Raw genomic sequence first — 15,614 nt, 5'->3', positions numbered from 1 at the left:
GCGGCGAAAAAAAACCCGGCATGGCCGGGCTTCTGGAATGCTGCAAGGCGGCAAGCTGCGCCGCCTGGACAGCTGCCTAATCGCGCATGCGGCGCAGCGTCGTCACCCGCATGCCGCCCATGCTGATCTGTGCCGTGCTGCCATCGTCGCTGACGATAATGTCCATGGCCGTTTCGCCCGCGCCTTCCGGTGCGATCGTCACGGTATTGCCCTTGGTGGTAAAGGTGGCCTTGGTCGAGGTCCCGTTATTGATCACGCTGTCGCATGTAAATTCCAGGACATTGCCCATCGCCGCCTGCCATTTCCCCACCGCCGGGTGGCCGCCAAAGCTGAACACGCTCTTCAGCTTGTCCAGCATGCCCGCGCCCTGCCCTGCCCGCGCTTTGCCCATCACGCCGGTCATGGCCGCCTGGCTCATCTGCGCTTGGTCGATGACTTGCCACTGCTTGTCGACCAGCGCCAGCGGCAGCCGCACTTCCAGGTCGCCGTCCGGCAAGCGCTGCAGGATCAATGCGCGGTCCGGCGACTTGGCGAACCACGCCGCCTCATCGGTCAACGCCAGGGTGGCCTTGGCCATCGCCACCTGCTGTTCGCCCAGGTCGCGCACCTGATCGTAGCCGCTGACCTTGGCCACTTTCACGCCCTTGGCCACGCACAGCTTGTCGCCGCGCAAGGCCGCCTTGCCCGGCGCGGCCAGCGCGTAGACAAATTGCGATTGCGCAACCCAGCCGCCGCTGCCTTGTTCAACGGGAGTGTTGTACAGCCCGCTACGCACGAGGATATCCAGCCATTGCCGAGTGGAACTGTCGTACGACGCCACGCGGATCTCTTCCTTCTGATACGGCAAGTTGGCAAGGCACAGCAACTTGTCGCGCGCCGCCTCGTCGGCCGCCAGGTGGGCATCGATGGCGCGGCTGAAACTGCTGGACGAGGCTGCCTCTGGCGCCAGCAACCACGCCAGTGCGCCACCGGCCACGACGACCACCGCCAGCACGCCGCCGGCAAGGAGGAGGTGGCGCCGCTGCACACCGGTCGGCTTGACGGGCGCGACGGGCGACGGCGCAGGTGCGGGCGACGGCGCGGCGTTTACGGCCTTGCCGCATTCATCGCAAAAACGCGCGCCGGGAACATGGGCGGTGCCGCATTTGGTGCAGAAGTGAGCCATGGCGTGCCTTTACTTGAGTTTATGCGCGCATTCGCCGCAAAACACATCATCGGATGCGACCGGTGCCTTGCAGCTTGGGCACTGCAGGCTGTCAGCCGGCGCGGCGGCCGGTGCAGCGGCAGCGGCGGGCGCGGCGGGGGCGCTCGCCTGCTCGGCCAGGGCACGCGCGCGCTCGCGCGCTTCCTCGGCTTTTTTCTTGACCGTAGCCAGGCCGTCGTTCAGGCTCGCTTCCGAGGCGCTGAAGTCGACATTGCGCGTGGCGTCCAGGTAAATGATGCACACGCCCTTGGTAAAGATCAGGCCAGGCACTACGGCCGCGGCCGCCATCAGCAAGCCGCCGCCCAGGCCGGCTGCGACGATGTAGCCGGAACCGGAGCCGCCGCGACCCAGGCCCGCAGCCAGCGCATACATATTCATCTCGCCCAGACTGAGGATGCCAGCCGACATGCCCGTGGTCAGCGACACGCCGGTACCGAGCACGCCAAAGATCAGCAGGGCCACAAACGCGGTGATCAGGAACAGCAGCACTTCCAGCAAGATCACGGACACCAGCTTGGTGCGCACGATCTGGTTCAGGCGGGCAATGATCTGGAACACGCTGGCGCCCGACCAGGCGGCGGGGCCGGCCAGCGGCAGCATCACGTAGAACAGTGCAAACACCAGCACGCCCAGCACGATGGCCGACAGCGGGAAGACGACCGCGTACAGCACGGGGCCGAGCACGGGGATCTTGCAGACGAACAAGATGATGGCGATGGCGATCATGGCCGCCAGCACGATCAGAAATTCAAGGAAGACGACCGCGATCAGACGGTGGCTCGTGTACAGCGAAACGAGCACGGCATCCACCAGGCTCATGCCCGGCTGGCCTTGCGCATCGCGCATCAGCAGGATGCCCACGGCATTGGAACCGTAGAACATCACGAGGAAAGCCATCAAAGCGCCCAGGAAGGCCAGCAGCGCGCTGCTCATGCCGCCGGCAAGCATCGTCAGCACGCCACCGACGAGCATGGCGCCGATGAAGGTCAGGGCCAGCAGGGCAATCGCGCGGAAGTTCCTGATGGCGTCGGTCGCTTCGATCAGCGAGCCCACGGCGGAAGAAAAGGGAAGAGGTTTAGCTGCTTCTGTGGAAATGGTCATGTCTAGCCTGAAAGGGGGAAATCGGAAGGGGACGGCCTGCCTGGCCGCCCCGTGGTAACACGGTGTTAGTAGGCCTGCGCCAGTTGCAGCTCGGATACAGGCGCCTGGCGCTGGACGATCTGCAGCTTGACGTCCTGGCCACCGACGCGCTTACTATTCAGGTACAGGGCCGTGCGCACCGGGTAAATGCCCTGCGGCACGCCTTCCGGCATGGGAATCGAGAAGCCGCCCTTGTAGGCGCCGCTGCCGTTATTGCTGCTGACCACCTTGCGCACGGTTTTGATCAAGTCGCCATTTGGCTTGTACAGGCTCAATTCCTCTTCCACCAGCGGGTTCGGATCGCGCGTGCCGGCCGCCACTTCGATATACGAATTGGTCTGCGCCTTCTGGCCCGGACGCACGGAGGACGGCGTAAAGCCCGTCTCGTATTTCACCAGGGTCGACTGCTCGGGCAGCTTGCCCTTGTTGGCCACCTTGTAGTCGGTCTGCACCTGCTGCGCCGTCTTGACTTGCTGGCTTTGATAATTCAAGGCCACGCAAGCGAGCGCGCCCAGGCTGGCGCCCAGGGCCGCGCCGCGCACGGTGTTGTTGCCGCCGCCCAGCAAGCCGCCCACAACGGCGCCGATGCCGGCCAGCATGGCCGTATTGCATTCGCCGCTGGCCGCGTCCGTGCCTGCGGTAGTGGTATTGCCGGTGGCGCCAGGGCCGCCCGGCGCGGCGCAACCGGCCAGCATCGAGGACACGACCAGCATCGCCACCAGGGGCTTGGCCATTTGTTTCAGGTTTTTCACGTTATTCTCCGGAAAGATCAAAATAGGGGGAAGGCAAGCAGCGCGGCTTACTCGATCTGGATTTGCGACAGCGCCTTATCCTGCGCTTCTTTCGCCTTGCGCTTGATGTCGAGCGCGTAGCGGTTGCCCGTGTCCATGCGCAACACGGCATTCGCGTTGGCAATGGCACAGTCGTATTTGCGCTGGCTCATGCAGTGGCTCGCTTCCGACAGGCTGTCCGTGATCACGCTTTCGAGACCGGAAGGCTTGCTGGCAGGCGCGGCTGGCGGCGTCACCTTGACGGGCTTGGCGGGTTTTTCCGCGACAGGTGCAGGTGCAGGTGCAGGCGCCGGCGCCGGCGCTGGCGCTGGCGCTGGCGCCGGCGCCGGAGCAGGAGCCGGTGCGGGAGCTGCCGCTGGCTCAGGCTCGGCAGCAGGAGTCGCGGCATGGTCGGCCGTCGTGGCGCCATCGAGCGCAGGGTCGCTGATGGCCAGCGGCTGCTCGGCGGCAGCCGTCGTGTCTTCGGCGGGAAGCGTCGGCGTGGGGACTGGCGCGGGTTCGGCAGGCTTGGCTGACAGGTAATAGTATCCGCCTGCCGCACCCACTACCACCACCGCCGCGACGGCTGCGACGATCAGCTTGATGCGGCTGCCACCGGCCGGGCTGCTGTCGGATGCCGCTGCGGGCACGCTGGCGGGTGCGGGAGCAGGTTCCGCTGCGGGGCCAGAATCGGCACGGCGCTTTTCCAGCACTGGCGCTGGCGGCGCGACAGGCTCCGCCACTGGCGCTGGGGCAGGCTCAGGCACGGGTATGGATGCAATGACGGGCTCAGTGACGGGCTCGATAAGCGGCTCGATAACGGGTGCGCTCGCAGCCTCGATGACCGGCTCGATGCGCGGCTCGATGACCGCTTCCGGCAGCGGGGGCGGCGCCGCTGCGGCAACGGGCGCCACGGCAAAGCTGAATGCGCACTTGGGGCAGAACTTGGCGTCCGGCTTGCAATCATGGCCGCACTGGCCGCAGGCTTTGCCTGGCACGGGAGCGGCGGCGGCAGGAGCAACGGCAAACGTCGTGCCGCAGGAAGAACAGAATTTTGCGCCCGGCTTATTCTCGGCCTGGCAGGAAAGGCATTTCAATTGGCATCTCTTTTCATCTAAACGCTGGAAGTCGCGTACGCTGGCGCTTGCCAGAATGGCAGCATTGTTGCCGTACGGCTAAATATTCAACGAGTATATTTTCAAACACCAAGTTGCCACAAGGGAAAATTGCCTTTTGCTCTATTCAATTTTTAAATATTGGTAAAAATTCCGCCATCACGGCATGTCGCGCCCCATCCTGGTGCGCAGATAATAAAAAACCCGGCAACGCTGTGTGCGTTGCCGGGTTTTCAGGCGATACCCGGGATGCCGAGGACCGTTTACTTGCGTCCGCCCCGTGCCGGCGCGGCATGGCCGCCCTTGGCTGGCGGCTTGCTGCCACGGCCCATCGGCACGGCGGCCGGCTTGGCCTTCGTCTTGATGGTCGACAAGATCGATGGACGCACCTTCGACTCGACGGCGGTCGCCTTCGGCGCCGCGGCCGTACCGCCCAGGGCGATACGGTTCTTGCCCGGCGTGACCTTGAACTTGTCCGGCGTGCCGGCGCCATGCGTCTGGCGGCTGCGTTCGCCGGCGGCCAGGCCGCCCGACTCGGACGAGGTCCAAGCAGGAATCAAATGCTTGTCGCCATTGCCGATCAAGTCGCCACGGCCCATGTTGACCAGCGCTTCGCGCAGGATCGGCCAGTTGGCCGGGTCCTGGTAGCGCAGGAACGCTTTATGGGTGCGGCGGATCTTGCCGCTGCGCGCCGTTTCCACCACTTCCGAGTCCGCCGTGACCTTGCGCAAAGGATTCTTGCGCGTGTGATACATGGTCGTCGCCATGGCCATCGGCGTGGGCATGAAGGTTTGTACCTGGTCCAGCTTGAAATTGTTTTTCTTCAACCACAAGGCCAGGTTCAGCATGTCCACGTCCGTCGTGCCCGGATGGGCGGCGATGAAGTAGGGAATCAAATACTGCTTCTTGCCTGCTTCCAGGGAGAAACGGTCGAACATTTCCTTGAACTCATCATACGCGCCGATGCCGGGCTTCATCATCTTCGACAAAGTCCCCTCTTCCGTATGCTCGGGCGCGATTTTCAACAGGCCACCGACGTGGTGCGTCACCAGTTCCTTCACGTACTCGGGCGAACGCACGGCCAGGTCGTAGCGCAAGCCCGAGCTGATCAAGACTTTCTTGATGCCGGGAATGGCGCGCGCCTTGCGGTACAGGGAAATGAGCTTACTGTGGTCCGTGCCCAGGTTGACGCAGATGGACGGATAGACGCAGGACAGGCGGCGGCACGAGACTTCGATCTCTTTTTCCTTGCAGGCGAGGCGATACATATTCGCCGTCGGGCCACCCATATCGGAAATGGTGCCCGTAAAGCCTTTGGTTTTATCGCGGATATGTTCAATCTCGCGCAAGATCGACGGTTCCGAACGGCTCTGGATGATGCGCCCTTCATGCTCCGTGATCGAGCAGAAGGTGCAGCCGCCGAAGCAGCCGCGCATGATGTTGACGGAAAAGCGGATCATTTCCCAAGCCGGGATATGCGCCTTGCCATAGCTCGGGTGCGGGGCGCGCGCATAATTCATGTCGTACACGCCATCCATCTCGTCCATGGCCAGCGGCAGCGGCGGCGGGTTGAGCCACACGTCGCGTTCGCCGTGCGCCTGCACCATGGCGCGCGCATTGCCGGGATTCGATTCCAGATGGAACACGCGCGAAGCGTGCGCATACATGACGGGGTCATCCTTGACGACGTCGTAGGCGGGCAGGCGCACCACCGTCTTGTCGTGCTTTTCCTTGGCCATGGCCAGGCGCTCTTCGCGGCTCATGATGCGGATCGGCTTGATGACTTCGGCCGACTTCGACGCATTTTCCGTGGCGCAGGCGGTCTTGTCTTCCTGCACCATCTCGTACGGGCTGTAGTGCGGGTCGATCTTGCCGGGCACGTCGACGCGGGTGGAATTGTGCACGCCCCAGTCGTCGCCAGGCAGCCAGCCGGACGGCACCATGAAGGCCGTGCCGCGCAAGTCGCGGATGTCCTTGATCGATTCGCCGGCAGCCAGGCGGTGGGTCAGGTCGACCAGCGCCCGCTCGGCATTGCCAAAGATCAACAAATCAGCCTTGGAATCGGGCAAGACGGAACGGCGGACCTTGTCCGACCAGTAATCGTAATGGGCGATGCGGCGCAGCGACGCTTCGATGCTGCCGATGACGATGGGCACGTCGGGATACGCTTCGCGCGCGCGCTGGGCGTACACCGTGACGGCGCGGTCCGGGCGCTTGTTCGGTTCCGCGTTCGCCGTGTAGGCGTCGTCGGAGCGGATCTTGCGGTCGGCCGTGTACTGGTTGACCATGGAATCCATGTTGCCGGCGGTAATGCCGTAGTACAGGCGCGGCTTGCCGAGGATGCGGAACGCGTCGGCCGACAGCCAGTCCGGCTGGCTGATGATGCCGACGCGGTAACCCTGCGCTTCGAGCAGGCGGCCGACCAGGGCCATGCCGAAACTCGGATGGTCGATGTAGGCGTCGCCCGTGACGAGGATGACGTCGCACTGGTCCCAGCCCAGCGTGTCCATCTCGGCACGCGACATCGGCAGGAAAGGCGCCACGGCAGCGCGGGCAGACCGCTTGGGAACGGTCGCAAATAAATTGGTAGGGGAGCTCATAGGGTACGGATTGTACCGGAATTGGCCATTTCCAACCTGACGGCCTGCTTTTTACTGTTGGATTTCAGTACAAAAAACGTTTAATTTTCAATCACTTGGGAAATTCTCATCGAGAAATTGTGACTGAGGAGCAGTTTTTTATCATTACATCAATACCGTCTCGGCGCCTCTCAAAACCGTAGCGAGCAAGCTCAATGCCGGGTTGAGTAGCGGAACCGTACGAAGGTACGGTGAGCAAGGCATGCCCGGCAGTGGGCTGCGCAGTAGGTTTTCAGAGGCGCATCAGATACCCATGTTGGCGAGAATTTCACCCAATTCGCGTAAGGCAGGCTCCAGTTTCGGATGCTTGACGGCAAACTTGGCCGACAATTCCTGGCTGCGCTCGGCCAGTCCATAGGTGGTCGATTCTTCTTCCTGTTCCTGCGCGGCGCGCTTTTCCATCAGCAACTTGATGTCGACATCGAGTTTTTGCAGCAAACCATGCAGTTCTTCATCGACGGGGCCGCTGGTTTCCAGTGTCGAATGCAGTTGTTGCAGCGATTCCTTGAGTTTGCTATCCATGTTTTTTCCTGTCAGTCAGTAAATTGCGTGTCCAGAAACAATTGTTCCACCTTGCTCCTGGCCCACGGGGTCTTGCGCAAAAACTTCAGGCTCGACTTGATGCTGGGATCGCTGATGAAGCAATTGATATCGATGTGCTTGGCCAAGCCGTCCCAACCGTAGTGGGCGTGCAGGCGCGTCACGATACCTTCCAGGGTAATGCCATTCAAATCTTGCTGACTCATATACTCTTTCGACTGCCTTCTTGTTTACATCTTACTCAATTCTACGCCGCCGGCACGGAAAGCTTGCGTGCGCCAGGTCAACGCAACGCAAGCTTCTGACGGGGACGTCTTACTTGGCGTTCAAGCCACGGCGTTCCAGCAATGGTTCCACGGTGGCATCACGGCCGCGGAAGTCGCGGAACAGTTGCAGCGCATCGACGCTGCCGCCGCGCGACAGCAATTTGCTGCGGAACCAGTCGCCATTCTTGCGCGTCAGGCCGCCGTTTTCCTTGAACCAGTTGACCGATTCCGCGTCCAGCTTTTCCGACCACAGGTAGGCGTAATACGCCGCCGAGTAGCCGCCGGAGAAGCTGTGCGAGAAGTAGCTGGTGCGGTAGCGCGGCGGCACGGGCGCGTAATCGACGCCCGCATCCTTCAGCGAGGCCGCTTCAAAGGCCAGCACATCGGTCGGGACCTGGTTCGGCGCCAGCTGGTGCCAGCGCTGGTCCAGCAGGGCCGCCGACAGGTATTCCGTCGTCATGAAACCCTGGTTGAATTTCTTCGCCGCCGTCACCTTGTCGAGCAATTCCTGCGGCATGGCCGCGCCGCTCTGGTAGTGCTTGGCATAGTTTTGCAGCACTTCCGGCCACACGGCCCACATTTCATTGACTTGCGATGGATACTCGACGAAGTCGCTCGGCACGCTGGTGCCGGCAAAGCGCGGATATTTCACGTTCGAAAATATGCCGTGCAGCGCATGGCCGAATTCGTGGAACATGGTCGTCACTTCATCGAACGTCAACAGCGTCGGCTGGCCGGCGGGCGGCTTCGGAATGTTCAGCTGGTTGGCGACGACGGGATGCGTGCCCATCAGCATCGACTGCGACACGTATTCATTCATCCACGCGCCGCCATGCTTGTTGCCGCGCGCATAGAAGTCGGCGATGAACAGGGCCAGCGGCTTGCCGTTCGCGTCCAGCACGTCGTAGACGCGCACGTCCGGGTTGTACACCGGCAAGTCCTTGCGTTCTTTGAAGCTGATGCCGTACAACTTGTTCGCGGCAAAAAAAACGCCGTTGTTCAGCACGCTATTCAATTCCAGGTACGGTTTCAGCTCGTTTTCATCGAAATTGAAACGCTGCTTGCGCAGCTTGTCCGTGTAGATGGCCCAGTCGGCTGCTGCCACCTGGAAACCGCCCTTCTCCGCATCGACGATTTGCTGCAGGTCGGCCGCTTCGCGGCGCGCATTGGCAACGGCCGGTTTCGCCAATTCCGACAGCAGGGTGTTGACGGCCGTGGTCGTCTTGGCCGTCTGGTCTTCCAGCGAGTACGCGGCGTAATTGGCGTAACCGAGCAGGGTGGCCCGTTCGGCGCGCAGTTTGGCCAGCTTCAGCACGATGGCGCGGTTGTCGAACTCGCCGCCCTGGCTGCCGCGGTTCAGCGACGCATCCATCAGGCGCTGGCGCGTCTTGCGATCCGTCAATACCGCCAGCGGCGGCTGGCCGCTGGTGTTCACGAGAGCGATGACGAACTTGCCCGTCAAGCCGCGCTCCTTGGCTGCCGTGGCGGCCGTATCGATATCGCTGTCCGTCATGCCGGCCAGCTCAAGACGCGTGTCGACGACGATGCTCTTGGCATTCGTTTCCTTCAGCACGTTTTGCGCGAAGGCCGTTTCCAGGCCCGCCTGTTCGGCGTTATAGGCTTTCAGCTTTTCCTTGTCCGCATCGGACAGCTTGGCGCCGGCGCGCACGAAATCCGTGTGATAGCGTTCCAGCAGGCGCAAGGATTCGGCATCCAGGCCCAGCTTGTCGCGCTTGGCGTACAGGGTGTCGATGCGGTTAAACAGTTTCGGATTCAGGGTGATGGCGTCGCCATGCGCGGCCAGTTTCGGCGACACATCCACTTCCACCGCTTCCAGCACGCTGTTCGTGTTGGTCGACGTCATGTTGCTGAAGATGCTTTGCACGCGGTGCAGCAGCTGCCCCGTGCGCTCGAGGGCCACGATGGTGTTCTCGAACGTGGGCGCCTGGCGGTTGCTGGCGATCGCGTTGACTTCAGCCAGCTGGCGTTTCATGCCTTCGGCAAACGCCGGCGCGTAGTGTTCATCCTTGATCAGGCCGAACTGCGGCATCTGGAATGGCAGCGGACTGGCTTTCAGCAGGGGGTTCTGGGCGCTGACGGCGGCGGCAGGCGCGGTTTTTGCAGTGGCGGCAGCCATGGCGGATGGGGCGGCGTGGGCCAGCATGACGCTGGCGGCGATGACGAGCAGTTGTGGACGGATCATGACATCTTTCAGGAAGCGCGGGAAGAACCGCGATCGCGTCGCGGGCCAGTGGCAGATCATAGCAGCCTGTCACACAGGCGTCATCCAACATGGGCGATCCTGTGGTGCATCACGCCAACTGCGCGGTTTACCACGGTTTACGAGCAGAATCGCCAAATAAAAATGGCCGCCCGTTGCGGGGCGGCCATCGATATTCAGCACCGGCCAGGCCGGTGACGGGGGATTACTTGGCGTTCAAGCCACGGCGTTCCAGCAGCGGCTCGATCTTCGCATCGCGGCCGCGGAAGTTGCGGTAGATGTCGAGCGCATCGGCGCTGCCGCCGCGCGACAGCAGTTTATTGCGGAACCAGTCGCCGTTCTTGCGCGTCAGGCCGCCGTTTTCCTTGAACCACTCGACCGTGTCGGCGTCGAGCTTTTCCGACCACAGATACGCGTAGTAGCCGGCCGAATAGCCGCCCGCGAACGCATGCGAGAAGTAGGTGGTGCGGTAGCGCGGCGGCGCCGGGGCGAAATCGACGCCCGCGTCGCTCAAGGCGGTTTTTTCAAACGCCAGCACGTCGGTGGGGATCTGCGCCGGGGTCAGCTGGTGCCAGCGCTGGTCCAGCAGGGCCGACGCCAGGTATTCCGTGGTTTTATAGCCCTGGTTGAAATTGTCGGCCGCCGTCACTTTCGCCAGCAGCTCGGCCGGGATGGCCGCGCCCGTCTGATAGTGCTTGGCGTAGTTTTGCAGTACTTCCGGCCACAGCGCCCACATTTCATTGACTTGCGACGGGTATTCGACGAAGTCGCGCGGCACGCTGGTACCGGCGAAGCGCGGGTATTTCACGTTCGAGAACATGCCGTGCAGCGCATGGCCGAATTCGTGGAACATGGTGTTGACTTCGTCAAACGTCATCAGGGTCGGCTGACCCGCTTCCGGCTTGGGAATGTTGAGGTTATTCGCAATCACCGGCTTGCGGTTCAGCAAGGTCGACTGGCCCACGTAGGCATTCGCCCAGGCGCCGCCGCGCTTGTTGCTGCGCGCGTAAGGGTCCAAGGTAAAGATGGCCAGCTGCGTGCCGTCTTCATTGAAGACGTCGTACACCAGCATGTCGGACGTGTAGACGGGCAAGTCGGTGCGCTGCTTGAAGGTCAAGCCGTACAATTTACCTGCGGCAAAGAACACGCCCTTGGTCAGCACGCTGTGCATTTCAAAGTACGGTTTGAGTTGATTTTCGTCAAAGTTGTAGCGTTCGGCGCGGACCTTGTCGCTATAGAAGGCCCAGTCGGCGGCGCCTACCTTGAAGCCGCCTTTGCCCGCATCGATAACCTTCTGGATATCGTCCGCTTCACGGCGCGCATTGACGACGGCCGGCTTCGCCAACTCGCCCAGCAAGGCGTTCACGGCGGTCGTGTCGTGCGCCGTCTGGTCTTCCAGCGAGTAGGCCGCGTAGTTCGGGTAGCCCATCAGCGCGGCACGTTCGGCGCGCAGTTTCGCCAGTTCCAGCACTTCCTGGGTGTTGTCGAACTCGCCGCCACGGCTGCCGCGCGCCTGCGAAGCGGCCATGATGCGTTCGCGCACGGCGCGATTGGTCAGCAGCGACAGCGGCGCCTGGCCCGTCGTGTTGACGAGGGCGATCACGTATTTACCGTCCAGGCCGCGCTTCTTGGCCAGGCCGGCGGCCACTTCGATGGCGGCCGGCGACAGGCCGTCGAGCTCTTCGCGCGTATCGACGACGACGGCCGACGCGTTCAATTCCTTCAGCACATTCTGTGCGAACTTGGTCGACAGGGCAGCCAACTGGCCGTTGTAGGCGCGCAGCTTTTCCTTGTCCGCCGCCGACAGCTTGGCGCCGGCGCGCACGAAGTCCGTGTGATAGCGTTCCAGCAAGCGTTTCGATTCGGCATCCAGGCCCAGCTTGCCGCGCTTGGCGTACAGGGTGTCGATGCGCTTGAACAATTTGTCGTTGAGCATGATCGCGTCGCTGTGGGCCGCCATTTTCGGCGCCAGTTCGCGTTCCAGGCCCTGGATCGTGTCATTCGTGTTCGAACCGGACATGACGGAAAACACGGTGCGCACGCGGCTCAGCAGCTGGCCCGAGCGTTCCATGGCCACGATGGTGTTGTCGAAGGTGGCTGCTTTCGGGTTATTCGCGATGGCATTGATTTCCGCCAGGTTGGCGGCCATGCCTGCCGTAAAGGCCGGCGCGTAGTCGGCGTCCTGCACCTTGTCGAACGGCGGGTAGTTGAATGGCAGGCTGCTGGCCTGCGCAAACGGGTTCGAAACGGGCAGCGCCGCGGCCGCGGTAGCGGCGGTGGTTGGCGCGGTGGTGGCGGTAGCGGCAAAAGCGGCTGGCGCCAGCATCAGGCTGGCGGCGATGACGAGCATTGTTGGACGGGTCATGTCTACTTTCAAGGAACGCAAGAGAGCCGCGATTGTGTCGCGGGCCAGCCTGAAATAATAACAGCCTGAAACACTTGCGTCACCAGCAACTACCGATGGTAGCGCGCCCGCCAGTAATGAACGGTTTTCATGTGCCCTGCATCACGATGCCGATTTAGTAATGCGGCGGACGTTCGTTGACCAGCCCGCCATTTGCCTGCTGCGCCCCGTCGCGCACGTGCTCGCCCAGCTTGTGCAGCATGGCTTCCAGCTGGTCGATGCGCTTGCCCTGCTGGTACACCATCTGGTTCAGCGATTCGACCAGGTCTTCCTGCTGCGCCAGCTTGATTTCGATATCGACGAAACGTACTTCCATCTGTTCTGCATTGTCCATGGTGCTTCTGCTCATTTCTGACTGAAAGCGGCATTCTACCGCCGCAGCGGCGTGCGCCAGGACAAACAAACGGCATTCTTCCCGGTGCGGCGCCGATTCTTGCCTATTCTCTCCTTATAGCTTGATCAAGCCGCTTGACGAATGAGAACAAACGATTACAATGGTTGAACCAACACCAACACCAACCGAGCCACTGCTGATCGACACGCGCAAGACGGCCGAATACCGGCGCTGGGAAGATTCCCTGCACGACGTGGCGGCCGCTGCCATCGATGCGCGCATCAAGCACTTGCAGCACGGTAAAAAGGGCGACTGGCGGCCAGTGGGTGAAGGCGTGTGCGAACTGCGTTTTTTACAGACGGGACCGGGCTGGCGCGTGTATTTTCATGAAACGAACCGGGGCACCCTGATCTTGCTGCTGTTGGGCGGCAATAAATCCAGCCAGCAGCGCGACATCAGGCAGGCGCAAGCCATCCTGCGGGAGCTGAAAGCCCGGCAGGCGGCCCTCAAGAAAGCAGCAGCAAGCCCCTCGACAGGAGTACGAAAGAAATGAACCACGACATCGACCACGACACCTTCGACCTCGACGACCTGGAAGCATTGGGACTGAGCAAATTCGACCCGACGCAACACCTGACCAGCAAGGCCGCCGTGGCCGCTTACATGAGCGAAATCGTCGCCACCGGCAATGCCGAACTGTTCCAGTCGGCCATGAACGACGTGGTGCGCGCCTACGGCATGGGCAAGGTGGCGGCCCGTGCCGACATCACGCGTGAAGGCGCGTATAAGGCCTTGCGCGAAGGCAGCAAGCCGCGCTTCGAAACCATTTTAAAGATGCTCGATGCGCTGGGCATGCAGCTGGCCATCGTGCCGAAAACCACGCCGGACGGCGCCGCGGAAGCCTGAACGCCGCTTACACTTTCGGCGCGGCCAACAGCGCCTTCATGCGCGCCAGCCGTTCTTTCGGCGAAATCACTTCCGCCTCCGTGGGCACGGCGTCGCCCACGTCGAGCTGCATTTCCTTGATGAAACGCGACGGGTCGCAATGGACTTGCTCGCCGGCCCGCTTGCGCTTCTTACACCAGGTGACGTGCAAGGTGCGCTGCGCGCGCGTGATGCCCACGTACATCAAGCGGCGCTCTTCCTGGATGCGCGCGGCGATGGTTTCGGCCGGCGCATCCGCGTCGCCCTTGTGCGGCAAAATCCCCTCTTCCACGCCGACCAGGAACACGTGCGGAAATTCCAGCCCTTTCGACGCGTGCAGGGTGGACATGCGCACGGCGTCCTGCTCCTCGTCCTTGCCTTCCAGCATGGTCATCAGGGCCACCATCTGCGTCAATTCCAGCACGTTCTTTTCTTCGCCGTCGCGGTCCTTGCCGCCCCGGCCCCGTTCTTTCAGCCAGTTGACGAATTCCAGCACGTTCTGCCACTTGCTTTGCGCTTGCCGTTCCTCGAAGGCATCGTACAGATACGATTCGTAGTGGATTTCCTTCATCATGTCGTCCAGCACTTCGGCCGCGTTGTCGCCGCTGCCGGCCGCGCCGGGACGGCTGGCGCGCGATTCCAGGTCGTTGATGAAGTTGCAGAAGTCGCGCAGCGGCCCCAGTTGGCGATCCGTCAGCTTGGCCTCGATGCCGCCTTTAAAAACGGCCTGGAACAGCGAGCACTGCCACTGCCCCGAAAACGCGCCCAGGACCTCCAGCGTCGACTGGCCCACGCCCCGGCGCGGCGTCGTCACGGCGCGAATAAACGCCGGATCGTCGTCTTCGTTGGCCAGCAGGCGCAGATAGCTGATGATGTCCTTGATCTCGGCCTTGTCGAAGAAACTCTGGCCGCCAGAGATCGTGTACGGGATGCGTTCCTTGCGCAAACACTGCTCGATGATGCGCGCCTGGTGGTTGCCTCGGTACAAAATGGCGTAATCCGAAAATTTGTTTTTCCGCTCGAAATGGTCGGCCGAGATCATGATGGCGACCTGCTCCGCCTCCTGCTCGTCCGTCTGCATGCCCAGCACCTTGATCGGCTCGCCCAGGCCGTGCTCGGACCACAGCGACTTTTCAAACAATTTGGGATTGTTGCCGATGACGGCATTGGCCGCATTGAGCACGCGCATGGTGGAGCGGTAATTTTGCTCCAGCTTGATCACGCGCAAATCGGGGAAATCCGTCTCCAGGGTCTTCAGGTTTTCCACGGTGGCGCCGCGCCACGCATAGATCGCCTGGTCGTCGTCGCCCACGGCCGTAAACATCGGCTTCTTGCCGATGCCCGTCACCATCAGTTTCACCAGTTCGTACTGGCAAGTGTTCGTATCCTGGTATTCGTCGACGAGCAGATAGCGCAAACGGCGCTGCCACTTGTCGCGCACGGGGCCGTTGTTGCGGAACAGCTCCACCGGCAAACGGATCAAGTCGTCGAAATCGACGGCCTGGTAGGCGGACAGCGTTGCCACATAGCTGCGGTAGATGCGCGCCGCATTCGCCTCGTCCTCATCCTTGGCTTGCGCCAGCGCCATATCCGGATCGATCAGGCCATTTTTCCACAAGGACATGGCGTTCTGGATGCCACGGATCACCTGTTTATCGGTGGTAATGGCGAGGTCTTGCACGAGGGAAAAACAGTCGTCGCTGTCCATGATGGAAAAGCGGTCCTTCAGCCCCACGCCATTGGCTTCCTGGCGCAGGATTTTCACGCCCAGCGAGTGGAAGGTCGACACCGTCAACTGCTTGGCCTGGCGCGGCTGTTTCAACAGTTTGGCGATGCGTTCCTGCATCTCCAGCGCCGCCTTGTTGGTGAAGGTCAGGGCAGCGATGGTGCGCGGGTCGTAGCCCCGGTCTTCGATCAGGTGGGCGATCTTTTGCGTGATCACGCGCGTCTTGCCCGAGCCGGCGCCCGCCAGCACCAGGCAGGGGCCGTCGAGGTAGGTAACCGCTTCGCTTTGGGGCGCATTCAGACCGAACTGTGGTGCTTTGGACATCAGGGTA

Annotated in this window: 13 protein-coding genes and 1 pseudogene; 2 read left to right on the top strand and 12 right to left on the bottom strand. The window is 62.1% G+C overall.

Annotated features, from left to right (window positions below; translation table 11 throughout):
* Nucleotides 1-76: 76 nt before the first annotated feature.
* From O0879_RS27795 to O0879_RS27745, 11 genes and pseudogenes are all read right to left on the bottom strand, one after another.
* The gene (locus O0879_RS27795; RefSeq protein WP_289919870.1) at nucleotides 77-1,165 is read right to left on the bottom strand and encodes a zinc ribbon domain-containing protein; all 1,089 of its coding nucleotides are present in this window, start codon (nucleotides 1,163-1,165) and stop codon (nucleotides 77-79) included.
* A gap of 9 nt (nucleotides 1,166-1,174) precedes the next feature.
* Nucleotides 1,175-2,305: a zinc ribbon domain-containing protein gene (locus tag O0879_RS27790; protein ID WP_289919869.1), complete on the bottom strand. Its 1,131-nt coding sequence runs from the start codon at nucleotides 2,303-2,305 to the stop codon at nucleotides 1,175-1,177.
* 65 nt (nucleotides 2,306-2,370) lie between these two features.
* On the bottom strand, nucleotides 2,371-3,096 hold the full coding sequence (locus O0879_RS27785) for a hypothetical protein (RefSeq protein WP_289919867.1): 726 nt from the start codon (nucleotides 3,094-3,096) through the stop codon (nucleotides 2,371-2,373).
* A gap of 47 nt (nucleotides 3,097-3,143) precedes the next feature.
* Nucleotides 3,144-3,881 (bottom strand): hypothetical protein, encoded by a 738-nt coding sequence (locus O0879_RS27780; protein ID WP_289919865.1) that lies wholly within the window; start codon nucleotides 3,879-3,881, stop codon nucleotides 3,144-3,146.
* Between the two features lie 222 nt (nucleotides 3,882-4,103).
* Nucleotides 4,104-4,211, bottom strand: a pseudogene (locus O0879_RS28610) (zinc-ribbon domain-containing protein); the annotation flags it as partial.
* Between the two features lie 281 nt (nucleotides 4,212-4,492).
* The gene (locus O0879_RS27770) at nucleotides 4,493-6,754 is read right to left on the bottom strand and encodes a YgiQ family radical SAM protein (RefSeq protein ID WP_289900575.1); all 2,262 of its coding nucleotides are present in this window, start codon (nucleotides 6,752-6,754) and stop codon (nucleotides 4,493-4,495) included.
* 357 nt (nucleotides 6,755-7,111) lie between these two features.
* Nucleotides 7,112-7,390: a DUF4404 family protein gene (locus tag O0879_RS27765; RefSeq protein WP_034753883.1), complete on the bottom strand. Its 279-nt coding sequence runs from the start codon at nucleotides 7,388-7,390 to the stop codon at nucleotides 7,112-7,114.
* An 11-nt stretch (nucleotides 7,391-7,401) separates the two neighbouring features.
* Nucleotides 7,402-7,614, bottom strand: a complete 213-nt coding sequence (locus O0879_RS27760; RefSeq protein WP_070219603.1) for a VF530 family protein — start codon at nucleotides 7,612-7,614, stop codon at nucleotides 7,402-7,404.
* A gap of 109 nt (nucleotides 7,615-7,723) precedes the next feature.
* Nucleotides 7,724-9,877 carry a M3 family metallopeptidase gene (locus tag O0879_RS27755; RefSeq protein WP_289919861.1) on the bottom strand — a complete coding sequence of 718 codons (2,154 nt, stop codon included), beginning with the start codon at nucleotides 9,875-9,877 and terminating at the stop codon, nucleotides 7,724-7,726.
* A 223-nt stretch (nucleotides 9,878-10,100) separates the two neighbouring features.
* Nucleotides 10,101-12,260, bottom strand: a complete 2,160-nt coding sequence (locus O0879_RS27750) for a M3 family metallopeptidase (RefSeq protein WP_289919859.1) — start codon at nucleotides 12,258-12,260, stop codon at nucleotides 10,101-10,103.
* Nucleotides 12,261-12,414: 154 nt separating this feature from the next.
* Entirely contained in the window at nucleotides 12,415-12,633 is a 219-nt protein-coding gene (locus O0879_RS27745) for a SlyX family protein (protein ID WP_034753936.1), read from the bottom strand.
* 160 nt (nucleotides 12,634-12,793) lie between these two features.
* Between O0879_RS27745 and O0879_RS27740 the strand changes: the two genes are divergently transcribed.
* The gene (locus O0879_RS27740) at nucleotides 12,794-13,186 is read left to right on the top strand and encodes a type II toxin-antitoxin system RelE/ParE family toxin (RefSeq protein ID WP_251351553.1); all 393 of its coding nucleotides are present in this window, start codon (nucleotides 12,794-12,796) and stop codon (nucleotides 13,184-13,186) included.
* Nucleotides 13,183-13,539: an addiction module antidote protein gene (locus O0879_RS27735; RefSeq protein WP_251351552.1), complete on the top strand. Its 357-nt coding sequence runs from the start codon at nucleotides 13,183-13,185 to the stop codon at nucleotides 13,537-13,539. Before O0879_RS27740 ends, O0879_RS27735 begins: the two co-directional genes overlap by 4 nt.
* Nucleotides 13,540-13,546: 7 nt before the next feature.
* On the opposite strand, the gene O0879_RS27730 is transcribed toward O0879_RS27735, so the two are convergent.
* Nucleotides 13,547-15,607: a UvrD-helicase domain-containing protein gene (locus O0879_RS27730; protein ID WP_077398209.1), complete on the bottom strand. Its 2,061-nt coding sequence runs from the start codon at nucleotides 15,605-15,607 to the stop codon at nucleotides 13,547-13,549.
* Between the last annotated feature and the right edge of the window lie 7 nt (nucleotides 15,608-15,614).

This window comes from Janthinobacterium sp. SUN120, assembly GCF_030397735.1.
Taxonomy (GTDB): domain Bacteria; phylum Pseudomonadota; class Gammaproteobacteria; order Burkholderiales; family Burkholderiaceae_D; genus Janthinobacterium; species Janthinobacterium kumbetense.
The sequence above is the reverse complement of the archived record's forward strand: the minus strand, read 5'-3'. Positions and strand labels throughout refer to the sequence as shown.